Consider the following 15,378-nt stretch of genomic DNA (forward strand, 5'->3'; position numbering starts at 1 on the left):
GCCCGCAAGGATGGAGCGGAAAACGGACAAGGCAAACATCGCTGTGATCGGCGCGGGTCCCGCCGGTTTGATGGCGGCGGAAGCGGCTGCGCGGGCGGGCTGCGCCGTTGAGGTGTTCGACCGGATGCCCAGTCCGGCGCGCAAATTCCTGATGGCGGGCAAGTCCGGGCTGAATATCACCAAGATCGAGGAGCGGTTCGCCGACGTCTACGGCTGCCCCCCGCTTAGGCCGATGATCAATGCCTTCGGACCAAGCGATGTACGCGGCTGGATGGATGGGCTGGGGCAGACGTCCTTCGTTGGCTCAACCGGCCGGGTGTTTCCCGACGCGATGAAGGCCTCGCCTCTGCTGCGCGCCTGGCTGGCGCGGCTGGACGGGCTGGGCGTGACCCTGCACCGGCGCGCGTGTTGGGCCGGATGGGACGGACAAGCTCTCGTCTTCGAAGACGGTAGTGCCGTCACGCCGGATGCGACCGTTCTTGCCATGGGCGGCGCGTCTTGGCGAAGGCTGGGGTCGGACGGCGTATGGGCCGCGAGGATGCCCGACCTGGTCGCGCCCTTCGCGCCGTCGAACGTGGGCTTCGTGGTGGATTGGTCCCCACATATGACCAAGCACCTCGGTGCGCCGGTCAAGAACACCGGGTTGATCATAGAGGGCGTGACCCACCGGGGCGAATTCACCCTCTCGGCGCGCGGGTTGGAGGGTGGCGGTCTCTATCCGCTGACGCCCACGCTCCGGGCGGGCGCGGCGCTGGCACTCGACCTGAAGCCGGACCTGACGCTGGCCCAGATACGCGACAGACTGGGTGATCGCGGCAAGACAAGCCTGACCACCCACCTGCGCAAGACCCTGCGCCTTACGCCCGTTCAGATTGCCCTTCTGCAAGAGTTTGCGCGACCCCTTCCCATTGATCTGGCCCCGACGATCAAGCATCTCGACGTCCCCCTGCGCGGCCCCCGCCCTATGGACGAGGCGATCAGCACGGCCGGCGGACTGCGGTGGGACACGATCGACGACGCGCTGATGTTGCGCGCCCGTCCGGGCACCTTCGCGGCCGGGGAAATGCTGGATTGGGAGGCACCGACGGGCGGCTATCTTCTGACCGCCTGCCTGGCAACTGGCCTATGGGCCGGCCGGAAGGCAGCCAAATGGGCTCAGCGATAGCGCGCCATCCACCCCAGCGACGCATCCGTGTCACCACCCGGTTTGTATTCCGCGCCCAACGGCATGTCCCAGCCCATCAGGTCGATTACCGCGAACACGTGGTCGTATGACAACTCCCCGGCATCAGGGCGACCGCGGTCGGGCACGCTGGCGAACTGGATGTGTCCGATCACCCCGGCGCAAGCCTTCAATTGCCGGGTCAGGTCACCGCCCATGATCTGCAAATGGTAGCAGTCGAACATCAGCTTGCAGTTGTCGCGTCCGACGGCTGCGATGATCTCCCGCGCCTGCGCAGACGTGTTCAGGAAGTATCCGGGGGCATCATGGTGGTTCAGCGGCTCGATCAGGATGGTCAGGTCAGGCGCGCGGTCGCAGGCGTATTGCAGGTTGCCGACAAAGGTCGCGCGGGCGGCCTCGCCTTGGGCGAAACCGGCCATGACATGCACGGCCTCGGCCTCGATCGCGCGCGCGTAGTCGATGGCCTGATCAATGGCCACGCGGGCACCCACTTCCTCTCCGGGCAGAGCGGACAAGCCGCTGCCGCTGCCTTTGATCGTATTCACCCCAAGCGCGGGCAGCCCCGTCTCCTCCAACGCGGCCAGCACCTCTGCGGCGGGGGTGTCGTAGGGCCAGTGAAACTCGACCGCATCGAAGCCCGCGGCCTTGGCCGCGCGAATGGCGTCGGGCAGCGGCAGTTCCGTCCATAGGAACCCGAGGTTGGCGGAAAATCTCATGCGTCCCACTCCAAATCGAATGTCTTGACCAAATCCGTGACCTGCCCCTCCGTGAGGGTGCGCGCCCCAAGGCCGCGCGTCATCAGCGTCAACTGCGCCGTGGCTTCAAGCTCCTCTATGGCGTTGCAGGCGGCCTCCACGTCCTTGCCCGCAACGACCGGCCCGTGATTGGCCAGCATCACCGCAGTGCGTTTGCCGGCGAGCCCGCGTACTGCCTGCCCCATCGCCGGATCGCCGGGCATGAAGTACGGCAGAAGCGTCACGCGGCCCAGTTGCATCACGGAATAGGGCGTCAGCGGGGGCAGGAAATCATCTGTCGGTTTCTTCAGAAGCGACAGCGCGACGGAGTGGCAGGAATGCAGATGCACCACCGCCCCCGCCGTACTGCGCGTGTCGTAAAACGCCGCGTGCAAGGGCATTTCCTTGGTCGGCCGATCGCCCCCCACATGGTCGCCAGTCGCGTCGAACCGCGCCAGGCGGGCCGGGTCGAGACGACCGAAGCTGGTGCCCGTCGGACTGACCAGCAGGCCGCCGTCTTCCGTCCGGGCCGAGATGTTGCCCGTCGATCCATGGGTCAGCCCCCGGTCAAAAAGGGACTTCGCCAACGTGCAAAGCTGTTCGCGCAGGCGGCTGTCGCTCATGCGTCGCCCTTGGGCAGATCGATGCCGGCCTGTGCGGCATAGACCTTGGCGACCGCGGCATCGTCCTCCCCCCCGAGGCCAGCCCCGGAGGCTGCCATGAATTGCGCCAGCGCCGCCTGCGCGATGGGCATGTCAATGCCCGCGTCCTTTGCTATGCCCGCAACGATGCCCAGATCCTTGGGCCAGATATCTACGCTGGAGCGAGGCGCATAGTCGGCGTCCCGTACATGGGGCCCGCGGTTTTCAAGCATCCAGGACGTGCCCGCGCATTGCGGGATCACATCCATGAAACGGGCGGGGTCGATCCCCTGGGTGATGCCAAAGACCATCGCTTCAGCCATCGACGCGATATGGATGCCAGCCAACACCTGGTTGACGGCCTTCATCGCACTGCCGGCCCCCGCCGCGTCGCCCATGCGAAACACGGATGTCGCGGTCGCGGCCAGGATCGGATCGGCGGCTGTAAATGCCTCGGGTGTCCCGCTGGCCATTATCGCAAGATCCCCGGCGGCCGCGCGGGCAGCCCCGCCCGAGATCGGCGCATCGAGATAGAGCAGTCCGGCCTCGGCGCAGCGTGCCTCCATCGCGCGGGCGAAGTCCGGCGGGACGGTCGCGCAGGCCATGACAAGCGCGCCAGGCTTCATGTCACCGACCAATCCGGAGATGACGCTTTCCGTCTGCGCCGCGTTCAGAACCACGATCACAGCCGCGTCCAGCGCATTGTTCGCCAGGGCCACACCGCCATCGAGCGCGACGCCCCTTGGATCGTGCCCGCAAACGGCATGCCCCGCGCGCACAAGGCTTTGCGCCATACCGAGGCCCATCGACCCCAGCCCCCATACCCCAAATTCAGCCATGTGCGCTCGCCCTCCTGAAAGCAGGACGCGCCCGCATTGTGTTCATATGTTTCCGTACGGTAGCATCCACTTCGAATTTGCGGCCAAGCGCCCATCCACAGCAATGCGCCAGCAGAATATCGGGCACGACGGGCTCATCCCCCATCAGGAAAGGCCGGTCGCCTAAAATCTCGCCCATGACTTCCGAGTAGCGGGTAAACTGCCACATCAGGCTGGGCTTCACGGCCTCGACGCGGTGTTCCTCGGGTAGAATTAAGCTGTGCTTGGCATAGGCCCAGAGAACGGCGTCGAACGTCTCGTTGATCGTGTTGGTCAGCGCATCCTGCTTGCCGCGCAAGAATGTCCCGGCGCGATGCGTAAAGCCGCCGTGCTTATCCGCCAGATAGGTCATCTGAGCCACCGAATCGAAGATGTGCCCCTCATCCGTTTCAAGCACGGGCACCTTGCCCCGCGGCGAGGCGGCCATCGCTTCGGGCGAGCGGGGACCGGCGGAAATCAATTCGTAGGGCAACTCCAACTCCTCCAGAAGCCAGAGCGGGCGCATCGCGCGGGTCTTGGTTGTGCCAATGAGTTTGTACATTCCGAGCATTTCGTATTGCGAAGGTTGCATCACCTTCCGCCATTTCCACCCATCAGGCCAGCCCCGCAAAACAGACTGTGCACAGGGCGGATGACGGCCTAGGGTCTAGGTGATGTCAAACGCCTACACCCTGTCTGCCGAAGCCGACCGCCGCGTCGAGGCCGAAGGTATGAGCGGGCCGAACTGGTTCCGCCCCCCGGTGGACTCGCATGCGATCCGTGCGCTGATGGAGAAACGCGATGCACCGGCGATACGGGATACAGTGATATGGATCGGCGTGATGATCGTGACGGCGGGCATGGCAATCGCGCTCTGGCCATCTTGGTGGTCGGCCCCGTTCTGGGCGATCTACGGGGTGATGTACGGCTCCGCGTCGGATGCGCGCTGGCACGAATGCGGGCACCGGACGGCGTTCAAGACGAAATGGATGAACGAAGTCGTCTACCATATCGCGGCCTTCATGCTGATGCGCTCGCCCACCGTGTGGCGGGCAAGCCATGTGCGCCACCATACCGATACCGTTATTGTGGGGCGCGACCCCGAGATCGTCGCAATGCGCCCGCCAGACCTGTTGCGCGTCGTGCTTAATCTGTTCGGCCTGCTGGATGTCCCGCATCTAGTGCGGCGGATGGTGCTGCACGCGTCCGGGCAGGTCCATCCGGAGGAGGCGATGTACCTGCGCCCGGCCGACTATCCGCGCGTCTTCCTAGTTGCGCGGATATGGGTCGCGATCTATGCGGTGGTGATCGGTCTCGCGCTCTGGATGGGGTCGATCCTGCCTTTCATGCTGGCGGGTCTGCCGCGGATGTACGGCGCGTGGCATCATGTGCTGACCGGTCTGTTGCAACATCTTGGCTTGGCCGAGAACGTGACGGACCACCGGCTGAACACGCGAACGGTCCTGATGAACCCGGTCAGCCGGTTCATCTACCTCAACATGAACTACCACCTCGAACATCACATGTTCACGATGGTGCCCTATTATAATCTGCCGAAACTGCACGGTCTGATCGCGGATCAGGTTCCCGCGCCGGAGCCGTCGGTCTGGGCTGCGTTCCAGCGGCTGTTACCCGTTCTGGTCAAGCAGCTCACCTATCGCGAGGCCGTGATCATACCCGAGTTGCCGCCCGGTGCCGCGCCCTACCGCGCAGAGGTCGAGCGGTTGCGCCCGTTCGCCGCCTGACCGGTCAACTGCGCGCCATCATCGCCAGCCGGATCAGTGCCCGTTCCATCACCGCCATCGCCGGTGCGCGGGACGACGACCGCAGCGTCAGGTCGGTATCCATCATCAGCGCAAGCGCCTGTTCCGCCTTCGCGACGCCCCATGCGCGGGCCTGTCGTTGCAACGCGTCGCGGTTCGGCCCCCAGGCCTGCCCCGTGCCAAGCGCCAGACCCATCAGTTGTTGAAAATGGCGCGTCGCGAAGATGGCCAGCGTCACAGGGGCTACGCCTTGTCCAGACAGGCGCTGCATCAGAGGTCCGATCTGCGCCGCGCGTCCGTCAGCGGCCGCAAGGATCACCTCGTCCATGTCGGCATCCACCGTGGCCGGGGCCATCGCGGCGACGGCGGTGGGCGTGACTTCTTCGCCATTGGAATAGAGCGCGATCTTGGTCAGCGTCTGCCGGAAGTCACCAGGATCGAGCGCAGCGGCCAAGGCGTCGATATCGCGGCGCGCCTCCGGCGTGCAGGTCAGGGCCTCCGCTGCGATCAGGGCCTCAATCTCATCGCGGCCCATCGGGTCGTCGTAAAGTCCGATCGACGCCGTGTTTGGATGTGATTCGAACGCTTTTCGCAACTTCGACGTCTTCTTGAGCGCGCCTGCCGTGACGACCAACGCCGCATCGCCCTTGGCCCAGTCCTGAAGCGCATTCAGGATCGGCCCGGCCTGCAACTCGGTCGCGCCATCAACGAACACGACCCGAGCGCCCGGAAACATGCCAACTGCCTTTAGCGCGTCGATCACTGCAGTCGGGTCCGACTTGGCCTCCTGCCCGGTCATGCGGGTCAGGCGCATGTCACCCTCGGCGTCCGGTCCCGCAAGGTTCAGGATCAATTCCTGGCGTTTGAGGGCCACGCGCATCGCGTCCGCCCCATAAATCAGCACACCGGTCGTGCCGGGATCGGGCTTGGCGAAGAACTTCGTCGCCTGGGCACCCTTCAGGTTCATTGTGCCAGCGTGGCCGCCTCGGCCAGCAGGCGCGTGACCACCTTGTCTGCCAAGATGCGGGCCAGACGCCGCTGTGCGTCCCGCTCGGATTCCAGGGTCGAGATGGTGGAGCCCGTCGCCGAATACGAGGTGAAGGTGCTGTCGCGTCCCGAAAGCATGACGGATGACGACCCAACGGGCGTCACGGTCCAGTCGATCCAGCCTTCGATGTTGTAACGGGTGATGTTGTTCGATCCGTCGATGGCCAACGCCTCGTCCGAAGTGACGATGGTGTAGTCCAGTTCCCACATCGGCACGACTGCGCGGCCCAGCCGTTCCTCGAACTGACGCACGAAAGCGAATGTCAGGTCGGTGTCCGGCTCCGTTGGCCGGATCGCCGCACGCAGTGCCGCGCCGCCCCCCCCCGGACCGTAGACCGGGGTAAACCCGCATCCAGCAAGTGCGACTAGCGCGACCGTCAGCAAAGCGCGGCGAGGTATATCAGACGACGACATTCACGATCCGTCCCGGAACGACGATCAACTTCTTGGGCTGACCGCCTTCAAGAATGCGCTGCACGGCCTCATCCTGCAAGACCAGCGCTTCGATCTCTGCCTTGGGCATGTCCTTGGGCACCACGATTTCGGAGCGCTTCTTGCCGTTAATCTGAATCGGCAGCGTCACCGAATCGTCGACCAGCAGCGCGGGATCGGCCACCGGCCAGGGCGCGCTCAGCACGAAGCCTTCCCCGCCCATCATCGACCAGATCTCTTCGGCCAAGTGGGGCGTCATCGGCGACATCAGTTGCGCAAGGACCTTGATCGCGCCGCGCCGCGCCTCGGCTCCGGCGTCCGATTTGTGCAGCGTATTGGTAAACTCGTAGAGTTTGGCGACGGATTTGTTAAAGGCGAATCCTTCGATTCCGTCGGTCACTTCCTGAATGGCCCGCGCGGTGGCTTTTGCCAGATCGGCATCGGCGGCATTCGCGGGGCGGTCGGCCCGTGCCACGTCGGTCGCCAGACGGTGCACGCGGCGCAGGTGCTTGTGCGTCGCCTCGGCCCCGGAAGCCGTCCACTCCACGTCCCGCTCAGGCGGGCTGTCTGACAGGACGAACCAGCGTGCGGTGTCGGCCCCATAGCTGGCGATGATGTCCTGCGGGTCCACGACGTTCTTCTTGGACTTGGACATCTTGGCCGAGGGGATGATCTCGATCGTCTCGCCGGTAGCCTTGACGGTTCTGGTGTCCAGATCGACATCTTCAGGCAGATGATAGACCGCGCGCCCCTTGTCGTCGCGCGTCTGGAAGATCGCGTGCGTTACCATCCCTTGCGTGAACAGCGCGTTGAACGGCTCCCGCGCGGAGGCGGGAAGGTGCCCCGTCTCGTTCATCGCACGGGCGAAGAAGCGACTGTAGAGCAGGTGCAGGATCGCGTGTTCCACCCCGCCAATGTACTGGTCGACGTTCATCCAGTAGGTGGCGTCGTCCATATTCGTCGGCGTCTGGGCGTGGGGTGCTGTGAAGCGGGCGTAGTACCAGCTTGAGTCGACGAAGGTATCCATCGTGTCGGTTTCCCGCCGGGCGGGCTTGCCGCAGGACGGGCAGTTCACGTCCCGCCAGGTCGGATGCCGGTCCAGCGGGTTGCCGGGCACGTCGAAGGTCACGTCATCGGGCAATTCGACCGGCAGATTTTCCTTCTTTTCGGGCACGACACCGCAGGCGTCGCAATGCACCACCGGAATCGGGCAGCCCCAGTAGCGTTGCCGTGACAGGCCCCAGTCACGCAGGCGGTACTGGGTCTTGCCGGTGCCCAGTCCCCTGGCCTCGGCCCAGTCTATGGTCGCGTCGATGGCCTCTTGGCCCGTGGCCTCCTCCACACCCGCGGGCTGGTCGATCCAAAGGACCTTCTCGGTCTTGGGTGGAACGAAGGCGGTGCCAGCGACCGGTGTCCCATCATTGAGCGCGACAAAAGTATCAGTGACCGACAGGTCATACTTCCGCGCAAAGTCCAGGTCACGCTGGTCGTGCGCCGGGCAACCGAAGATCGCGCCGGTCCCGTAATCCATTAACACAAAGTTCGCGACCCAGATCGGCAGCGTGCCGCCCAACGGATTCTCAACCGTCAGACCGGTATCGAAGCCGCGCTTCTCGGCCTTTTCCAACGCTTCCTCGGTCGTGCCCCCTTTGCGAACGTCGGCATTGAAGGCGGCAAGGTCGGCATTCTCGCTTGCCAGCGCCTTTGCAAGCGGATGTTCGGGCGCGAGCGCGATGAACGACGCGCCGCGCAGGGTGTCGGGGCGGGTGGTGTAGATTTCGATGCCGTCATGACCGTGTGCGGGTTGAGACAGGGCGAAGGTCATCTGAAGCCCGCGCGATTTGCCGATCCAGTTTTCCTGCATCAGGCGGACCTTCTCGGGCCAATCCTTCAGGTCGCCCAGGCTGTCCAGCAGGTCCTCGGCCATGGAGGAGATCGCGAAGGCCCACTGCGTCAGCTCCTTGCGCTCCACCTCCGCGCCCGACCGCCAGCCCTTGCCGTCGATCACCTGTTCGTTGGCCAGAACGGTCATGTCGACCGGATCCCAGTTCACGATGGCCGGCTTGCGGTACACCAACCCCTTGTCCAGCATGTCGAGGAACAAGGCCTGTTGCTGGCCATAATACTCCGGGTCGCAGGTGGCGAATTCGCGTGACCAGTCGATGGACAGGCCCAGCGGCTTCATCTGTCCGCGCATCACGTCGATATTGTTATAGGTCCATTCCTTGGGATGGCCGCCGCTTGCCATGGCGGCGTTCTCGGCTGGCATCCCAAAGGCATCCCACCCCATCGGGTGCAGCACGTTGAACCCCGACGCCATCTTGTAGCGCGCAATGACGTCGCCCATCGTGTAGTTTCGCACATGGCCGATGTGGATGCGCCCCGAAGGATAGGGGAACATCTCCAGCACGTAATACTTGGGGGCGTCCGACCGCTCGGCACGGAACAACTCGGCCTCGTCCCAGGCCTTCTGCCATTTCGCTTCGATGTTAGCGGTGTCGTATCCGGTCGGCGCGTCGGTCATGCAAACGGTCCCTGGTGGTCGCCCGGACCATCGGGCCAGGGCGTCAGTGATGTAGTGGAATGGCGTGCCCGGCGGACACGTCTGGATCAGAGATTGCTGTCGCGGATCCGAAGCTGCCGCGCGCGGGTCAGGATCGCATCTTCGATGGCACGCTGGGTTTCCCGGCTGGCAGCGCCGCCCCGCGTGCGCAGCGACACGTTCAGGCTGCGGGCATCAAGCGCCGGGTCCTGGATCAGCACCGTCGCCTGGTAGGCACGGCCGCCGCCCGGCGGTGTACCATATCCGAACTGGATCACCCCCGAGAAGGGATCGGCGTTCTGCACGGGAAGGAAATTGAGCACATCCAGCGTCGCCGCCCAGAGATAACGGTTCACCTCAAGCGTGACGTTCGGGTCGTCCTGATTGGAGAAAAGGTCGAAGACCGATGATTGCGTCGATTGCGACCGCTGTGCGCGCGCAATGGTGCGCGGATTGTCCTGTTCCGCGATACGCTCGGACCGCGATTTTCCGAATAACGCGCCGCCACCGCAGCCAGCCAGGAAAACCAATACGGTCAATGCCGCGATTCCCCGCCCCAATGTCTTGCCGCCCATGATCAGCGCCCCCTGCGTGCCGGTGTCCTTATATATGTGATGTCCTAACCCATCTGCGCGCTGGCGAACAAGGTGCCGCGGGGTATCCGGGCCACACCACCCCCCAGACTGGGGCGCGATGGGGGCAGGGGCGGCGGTACTGTGGCACGAAAGCACCATGGAACAGGCGAAAACCGGACATCCCCCCGTGCCTTTCTTGCGAGTGAGGCACCGATAGTTGAAACGACACCCACGCCCAACGCGATTCCCGTGGTGGGGACGATCCTGAAACACGAGGGAAAACTATGAAAAACGTTCTCTTCGCCTCGACCGCTCTGGTTGCCTTCGCCGGCGCCGCCTCGGCCGAAATCACACTCACCGGCAACGCCGAAATGGGTATCTTTAACAACGACGCTTTGGTCGGCGATGATGTTGCCGTTGAAGTCAACGTCGTCGACGGTGAGACCAGCTTCCACACCGATCTGGACATCACGTTCACCATGTCGGGCGAGACCGACGGCGGCCTGACCTTCGGCGCGACCATCGACCTCGACGAAAGCGGCAACGGCGAAAACTTCGAATTCCCCGGTAGGCAGGGTGGCGAGACCATCTTCCTCTCGGGTGCCTTCGGCACACTGACCGCCGGTGATACCGACGGTGCCGTCGACTGGGCCCTGACCGAGGTTGCCTTCAACTCCGGTTCGCTCGGCGATGACGAGACCGTGCACGCCGGCTTCAACGGCAACAACGGCCTCGACGGTCTGTGGGACGGACAAGTCGTTCGCTACGACTACTCGTTCGGTGACTTCGGCGTCGCTCTGTCGGCCGAACTGGCCGAAGACAGAATTGCCAACTCCTCCGACGTTCTGGGTATCGGCTTCCGTTATAACCTCGACCTGAGCGGCACCACCGTTGGTCTTGGCCTGGGTTACCAGGGCTCGGAAATCGCTGGGACCGACGTCAGCGCGCTGGGCATGTCGGCCAACGCCTCCTTCGGCAACGGCTTCGCGGCCGGCCTGTCGTACATGAAATACGAAAACCACATTCCGAACGCGATTGCGGACGGTGCGTTCACAGCCGCAGCCATCGCCGCTGTCCCTCTTGCAGCGAACACAGGCGGTCGTATCCTGACCCCAGGCAACGATGTCGATCACATCGGCGTCGGCGTCGGCTACACCACGGGTGCCATCTCGGCCAGCCTGAACTACGGTGAGTACGACTTCGACGCAGCCGGTGTCGACGACATCAAAGGCTACGGCCTGACCGTCGGTTACGACCTGGGTGGCGGTGCCATCGTTCAGTTCGGCTACGGCCACTCCGACTACGGCAACCTTGTCGACTCGGCCGACGACACCGTCGATACCGTTTCGTTCGGCGTTCGCATGAACTTCTGATCCAACCGGATCATCAGTTGAGGGAAGAGCGGGCCTTGTGCCCGCTCTTTTCTTTTTGGCACATGGGGTATCCCACTGCCGGAGGCCACCCATGTCCCTTCCCGAAATCACCGCCCGTATCGACGCCGCCTGTGAACGCGCGGGCCGCTCCCCTGCCGAAATCGCGCTGATCGCCGTCTCCAAGGTACAGCCGAACGAGCGGGTGGAGGCCGTACTGGACGCAGGCCACCGCATCTTCGGCGAAAACCGCGTGCAGGAAGCCCAGGGCAAGTGGCCCGCCTGGAAAGAGCGTTACTCAGGTGTGGAGCTGCACCTTTTGGGCCCGCTGCAATCGAACAAGGCCCGCCCTGCGATGGAGTTGTTCGACGCCATCCATTCCATCGACCGTCTGAAACTGGCACGCCGCATCGCGGATATGGCGCAGGAAATCGGCAGCTGTCCCGACCTGTTCCTGCAAATCAACACCGGCGAAGAAGACCAGAAGGCCGGGATCGCGCCACGCGACGCCGACGCCTTCATTCGCGATGTTCGGGCGCTGGATGTGCCGGTAAAGGGATTGATGTGCATCCCCCCGGTCGATGAGACCCCATCGCTGCATTTCGCACTTCTGGCCAAGATCGCGGCCCGCAACGGGCTCTCCGGTCTGTCGATGGGCATGTCCGCCGATTTCGAGCAGGCAATCGCCTTCGGCGCGACGCACATCCGTGTCGGCTCCGCGATCTTCGGCGCGCGGATTTCGGACTAGGCGCGCACGATCAGCCGCGTTCCAAAGGTGATGCGCCGCGCAATCCAGAGCAGATGCTCCGGCGCGAATGCCACGCACCCCTCGGTCGGATATCCCGGCCTGCGCCAGCGATGCAGAAAAATGGCCGAACCGCGTTTGTATTCCGCACGCGGCCAGTTCCAGTCGGTAAGAATCACCAGATCATACAGCGGGTCCGCCCGGCGCAGTGCCTCGGCCGAGGCTGCGAAGGGCGCGCGGACCATCAGGTTGTAATCCTCATGCGCAGGATCGTCGCACCACAGATCACCCGGCCCGATCGGCAAGGCCCAGTTCGTCGGCTTCGGCATCCTGTCGGGGCGATAGAGCATTCCGACGATGCCATGCACACCGACTGGCGTACCGCCATCACTCTCCCGCTTGTCAGCCACGATTCCGCCGCGTCCGACGGTGCAGGGAAGGACCCGACCCCTGAAGCGCGCGCCCAACGGCGTCAGGACAATATCCGTCTTCTTCGCTTTGAAAATACTCCCGCCGGAGGCTTCCGCCATCGCCATCACTCCAGATGCCCCGACTTCGTACGTTTCACATTCAGGTAATCCGCATTCTCCGAGGTCCGTCCCACGTGCAGCGGCACGCGTTCCGCAACCTCAATCCCCTGCCCCCGCATCATCGACAGCTTGCGCGGATTGTTCGTCATCAGCCGGATCGTGCCGATCCCCATCCGCCGCAGAAGGCCCGCTCCCAGCCGGAAATCCCGTTCGTCATCCTCGAATCCCAACCGATGATTGGCTTCGACGGTATCGAACCCCTGATCCTGGAGGTCGTAGGCGCGCATCTTGTTCGCAAGGCCGATCCCACGCCCCTCCTGGTTGAGATAGAGGAGGATACCACCGCCTGCCTCGGCCATCGCCTGCATCGCGGCGTGGAGTTGGGGGCCGCAGTCGCACTTGAGGGACCCAAGCACATCGCCGGTAAAACAGGCCGAGTGCAGGCGCGTCAGCACAGGGGCCGCGCGGTCGATCATGCCGATCTCGATGGCGTAGTGTTCTTCGACCCCGTCACGAAACACCTGCACACGGGACTGGCGCTCGACAGCAAGGGGCACGCGGGCTGCCGAAATCAGCGTCGGCGGCAACGGCGGCGTCGCCGAGAGATCGACCGAAAGCCGGGTGATGCCGGAAGGAGCCTGTGCAATGACACCGACCACGGCCGGCAACAGCTGCGCCGCCTTGGCCAGGCGCACGCCGGTCCTCCAGGGGGCGCAATCGCCGCCGCGCAGCGTCGCCAACGGCCCCTTCATCGGGGCGCGCAGGTCGTTTGCCGGGTCGGCCACCGCGCGCAGCCAAGCCAGATCCACCCCTTCGGGCACCGCGATTCGTGCGACATCGCCGTCGTAGGCGCGCGCCTTCAACGTTTCCGCACGGCGACCGGATAGCGTCAGAACCAGATCTCCGGCGCGACGCAGCCCCTCCAGACGTTCCGCAGAAAGGGTCTCGACCGAGGCCAGAACGACGTTTCCCACGGACACCGGCAGCCCGACCCTAAGGTCGGCGCAGGCGCGCGCCAGCAGTTCGGACGGGGTGGGCGATAACATCGCGCGTGATTTCCTGTAACATTTCGCCCGATGACGGGCCTTGCACACTGCACATATGAAACATTTGCACCTTTGGCGACACGTCGGCGTGAGCGGTGATGAGCAGACTTCCCAGACAGAGGGGCACGAGGCACCAATAGGGAAACAGATAACGGAGGCTTCGATGGCCAATCTCAAGAAGATCCTACTTGTCGATGACGACGACGACTTGCGCGATGCCCTCGCCGAACAACTTGTGATGACCGAGGATTTCGACGTCTTTGAAGCCGATTCGGGGGCCACCGGCATGAGCCGGGCAAAGGAACAACTCTACGACCTGATCGTTCTGGACGTGGGCCTGCCGGATACTGACGGGCGCGAATTATGCAGACTCATGCGCAAGCAGGGTGTCAAATGTCCCGTGGTCATGCTGACCGGCCATGATACCGACGCCGACACGATTCTGGGGCTGGATGCAGGGGCGAACGATTACATCTCCAAACCTTTCAAGTTTCCGGTCCTGCTGGCCCGGATTCGGGCCCAATTGCGCACCCATGAGCAGTCCGAAGATGCCGTGTTCGCCCTGGGGCCATACACCTTCAAACCATCGATGAAGATGCTGCTGACCGAGGATGAGAAGAAAATCCGCCTTACAGAAAAAGAGACGAATATCCTCAAGTTTCTTTACCGGGCCGGCGACGGGACCGTCGCCCGCGACGTGCTGTTGCACGAAGTTTGGGGCTACAATGCCGGTGTCACGACACACACGCTGGAGACACACATTTATCGCCTGCGCCAGAAGATCGAACCCGAACCGTCGAACGCCCGTTTGCTGGTCACGGAGAGCGGGGGATACCGCCTGATGGCGTGACGCAGGTGTCACAGCCGATTCAGAATTCCGAAATTTCCGAAAATTAACCCTAGGGAAACTTTCGTCTCGTAGTATTATATTCATGTACCGGCGCATCAGCGGAATTTCTGATGCAACCTCCCTGTTGGACTTGGCCGGACCCTCGGGTTCGGCCTCTTTTTTTGCCGCAGGCTGACTTTTTTCCCCCGGCCGCCCAACGGGGGCGACGCCGGCCATCATCACCATGCCCGCACGCGGCGGCGCAGAACCCGGTGCTGCCATCAGCCTAGGGCAGTTTGCGTTTTCAGGATCAAGGTCCGGGACATGCCCCACCACCTGCGCTAGATTCGGAAAGGACGCGGAAGAGCGCCACCGAGGAGCAAGCGATGTCGGACGGATTTACCCAGATGCTGGACCGGGCGCAGGCCTTCTACGGGCAACTGGCGCGGAACAACTCGAAAGACTGGTTCGAGCCGCGCAAGGATCAGTGGAAGACCGATATCGAGGGTCCGGCAAAGCTTTTCACCGAACTGATGGCCGAGGAAATCAGCCGCATCACCGGCGACGGCCACACCGGGAAGGTATTCCGAATTTACCGCGACGTTCGGTTCTCCAAGGACAAGTCGCCCCTCAAGACCCGGCTGGCAATGACATGGCGTACCGGCGACGCCGTTGACATGGCACCTGTGTTCTATTTTGCCATCGAACCCGCGGCCACGCTTGTCGCCTGTGGTGTGCCCGGTTTCGCGGGCGAGGCCCTGCGCAGGTATCGCGTGCTCGTCGATACCTGGGGTGACCAACTGGCAGACGTGATCACGCAGACGGGTGCCGAGATCGCGGACATCGGCCCGGACCCGCTCAAGCGTGTGCCAAAACCCTACGATCAGGACCATCCGCACGCGGATCTGATGCGGCGCAAGTCGCTCGCCCTGTCGATGCCCTTGGTCGAGGGTTGGCGTGACAGCAGCGAGGGGCTGCTGGCCGCGCTGACCGACCGGATCGAGGCGCTGGCCCCCTTCCGCCGCTTTCTGGCGGATCGGCTTTGAGTTGTAATCTCGCTCTCTATCCCTGGTACAGGTTCCTG

General features: G+C 63.7%; 16 protein-coding genes. 6 read left to right on the forward strand and 10 right to left on the reverse strand.

Features of this window, described 5'->3' with window-relative positions; translation table 11 throughout:
* Nucleotides 1-10: 10 nt before the first annotated feature.
* Nucleotides 11-1,165 carry a TIGR03862 family flavoprotein gene (locus BLV27_RS00485; RefSeq protein WP_092641978.1) on the forward strand — a complete coding sequence of 385 codons (1,155 nt, stop codon included), beginning with the start codon at nt 11-13 and terminating at the stop codon, nt 1,163-1,165.
* Here BLV27_RS00485 and BLV27_RS00490 read toward each other — a convergent pair.
* From BLV27_RS00490 to BLV27_RS00505, 4 genes are read right to left on the reverse strand one after another with little or no spacing between them, the layout of a single operon-like run.
* Nucleotides 1,156-1,899, reverse strand: a complete 744-nt coding sequence (locus tag BLV27_RS00490; RefSeq protein ID WP_092640654.1) for a hydroxypyruvate isomerase family protein — start codon at nt 1,897-1,899, stop codon at nt 1,156-1,158. The genes BLV27_RS00485 and BLV27_RS00490 overlap by 10 nt on opposite strands.
* Nucleotides 1,896-2,540, reverse strand: a complete 645-nt coding sequence (gene otnC, locus BLV27_RS00495) for a 3-oxo-tetronate 4-phosphate decarboxylase (protein ID WP_092640658.1) — start codon at nt 2,538-2,540, stop codon at nt 1,896-1,898. The genes BLV27_RS00490 and otnC overlap by 4 nt, the downstream gene beginning before the upstream one ends.
* The gene (gene ltnD / locus BLV27_RS00500) at nt 2,537-3,397 is read right to left on the reverse strand and encodes an L-threonate dehydrogenase (protein ID WP_092640661.1); all 861 of its coding nucleotides are present in this window, start codon (nt 3,395-3,397) and stop codon (nt 2,537-2,539) included. The genes otnC and ltnD overlap by 4 nt, the downstream gene beginning before the upstream one ends.
* Nucleotides 3,390-3,977 carry a glutathione S-transferase family protein gene (locus tag BLV27_RS00505; RefSeq protein ID WP_092641981.1) on the reverse strand — a complete coding sequence of 196 codons (588 nt, stop codon included), beginning with the start codon at nt 3,975-3,977 and terminating at the stop codon, nt 3,390-3,392. The genes ltnD and BLV27_RS00505 overlap by 8 nt, the downstream gene beginning before the upstream one ends.
* A gap of 112 nt (nt 3,978-4,089) precedes the next feature.
* On the opposite strand from BLV27_RS00505, the gene BLV27_RS00510 reads away from it, so the two are divergent.
* Complete coding sequence (locus BLV27_RS00510) at nt 4,090-5,160, forward strand: fatty acid desaturase (protein ID WP_092640664.1); 1,071 nt, start codon at nt 4,090-4,092, stop codon at nt 5,158-5,160.
* 4 nt (nt 5,161-5,164) lie between these two features.
* On the opposite strand, the gene holA is transcribed toward BLV27_RS00510, so the two are convergent.
* From holA to BLV27_RS00530, 4 genes are all read right to left on the reverse strand, one after another.
* Complete coding sequence (holA, locus tag BLV27_RS00515) at nt 5,165-6,145, reverse strand: DNA polymerase III subunit delta (RefSeq protein WP_092640667.1); 981 nt, start codon at nt 6,143-6,145, stop codon at nt 5,165-5,167.
* Nucleotides 6,142-6,639, reverse strand: a complete 498-nt coding sequence (gene lptE / locus BLV27_RS00520) for an LPS assembly lipoprotein LptE (protein ID WP_092640670.1) — start codon at nt 6,637-6,639, stop codon at nt 6,142-6,144. Before lptE ends, holA begins: the two co-directional genes overlap by 4 nt.
* Nucleotides 6,626-9,181 (reverse strand): leucine--tRNA ligase, encoded by a 2,556-nt coding sequence (gene leuS, locus BLV27_RS00525; protein ID WP_092640673.1) that lies wholly within the window; start codon nt 9,179-9,181, stop codon nt 6,626-6,628. The genes lptE and leuS overlap by 14 nt, the downstream gene beginning before the upstream one ends.
* 86 nt (nt 9,182-9,267) lie before the next feature.
* Entirely contained in the window at nt 9,268-9,774 is a 507-nt protein-coding gene (locus tag BLV27_RS00530) for a DUF3576 domain-containing protein (protein WP_092640677.1), read from the reverse strand.
* A 284-nt stretch (nt 9,775-10,058) separates the two neighbouring features.
* Between BLV27_RS00530 and BLV27_RS00535 the strand changes: the two genes are divergently transcribed.
* On the forward strand, nt 10,059-11,147 hold the full coding sequence (locus tag BLV27_RS00535) for a porin (RefSeq protein WP_092640680.1): 1,089 nt from the start codon (nt 10,059-10,061) through the stop codon (nt 11,145-11,147).
* Between the two features lie 91 nt (nt 11,148-11,238).
* Nucleotides 11,239-11,892 (forward strand): YggS family pyridoxal phosphate-dependent enzyme, encoded by a 654-nt coding sequence (locus BLV27_RS00540; RefSeq protein ID WP_092640684.1) that lies wholly within the window; start codon nt 11,239-11,241, stop codon nt 11,890-11,892.
* Here the strand turns inward: BLV27_RS00540 and BLV27_RS00545 are convergent.
* Both BLV27_RS00545 and ribA read right to left on the reverse strand, forming a co-directional pair.
* Nucleotides 11,889-12,419: a L,D-transpeptidase family protein gene (locus tag BLV27_RS00545; protein WP_092641984.1), complete on the reverse strand. Its 531-nt coding sequence runs from the start codon at nt 12,417-12,419 to the stop codon at nt 11,889-11,891. The genes BLV27_RS00540 and BLV27_RS00545 overlap by 4 nt on opposite strands.
* A gap of 5 nt (nt 12,420-12,424) precedes the next feature.
* Nucleotides 12,425-13,465, reverse strand: a complete 1,041-nt coding sequence (gene ribA, locus BLV27_RS00550) for a GTP cyclohydrolase II (RefSeq protein ID WP_092640687.1) — start codon at nt 13,463-13,465, stop codon at nt 12,425-12,427.
* A 163-nt stretch (nt 13,466-13,628) separates the two neighbouring features.
* Between ribA and BLV27_RS00555 the strand changes: the two genes are divergently transcribed.
* Both BLV27_RS00555 and BLV27_RS00560 read left to right on the forward strand, forming a co-directional pair.
* Nucleotides 13,629-14,315, forward strand: coding sequence for a response regulator transcription factor (locus tag BLV27_RS00555; protein ID WP_092640690.1), 687 nt, complete (start codon nt 13,629-13,631; stop codon nt 14,313-14,315).
* A gap of 365 nt (nt 14,316-14,680) precedes the next feature.
* Nucleotides 14,681-15,340, forward strand: coding sequence for a DUF2461 domain-containing protein (locus BLV27_RS00560; RefSeq protein ID WP_092640693.1), 660 nt, complete (start codon nt 14,681-14,683; stop codon nt 15,338-15,340).
* Nucleotides 15,341-15,378: the final 38 nt, after the last annotated feature.

Origin of the sequence: Jannaschia faecimaris, from assembly GCF_900107415.1 — a bacterium.
GTDB lineage: Bacteria > Pseudomonadota > Alphaproteobacteria > Rhodobacterales > Rhodobacteraceae > Jannaschia > Jannaschia faecimaris.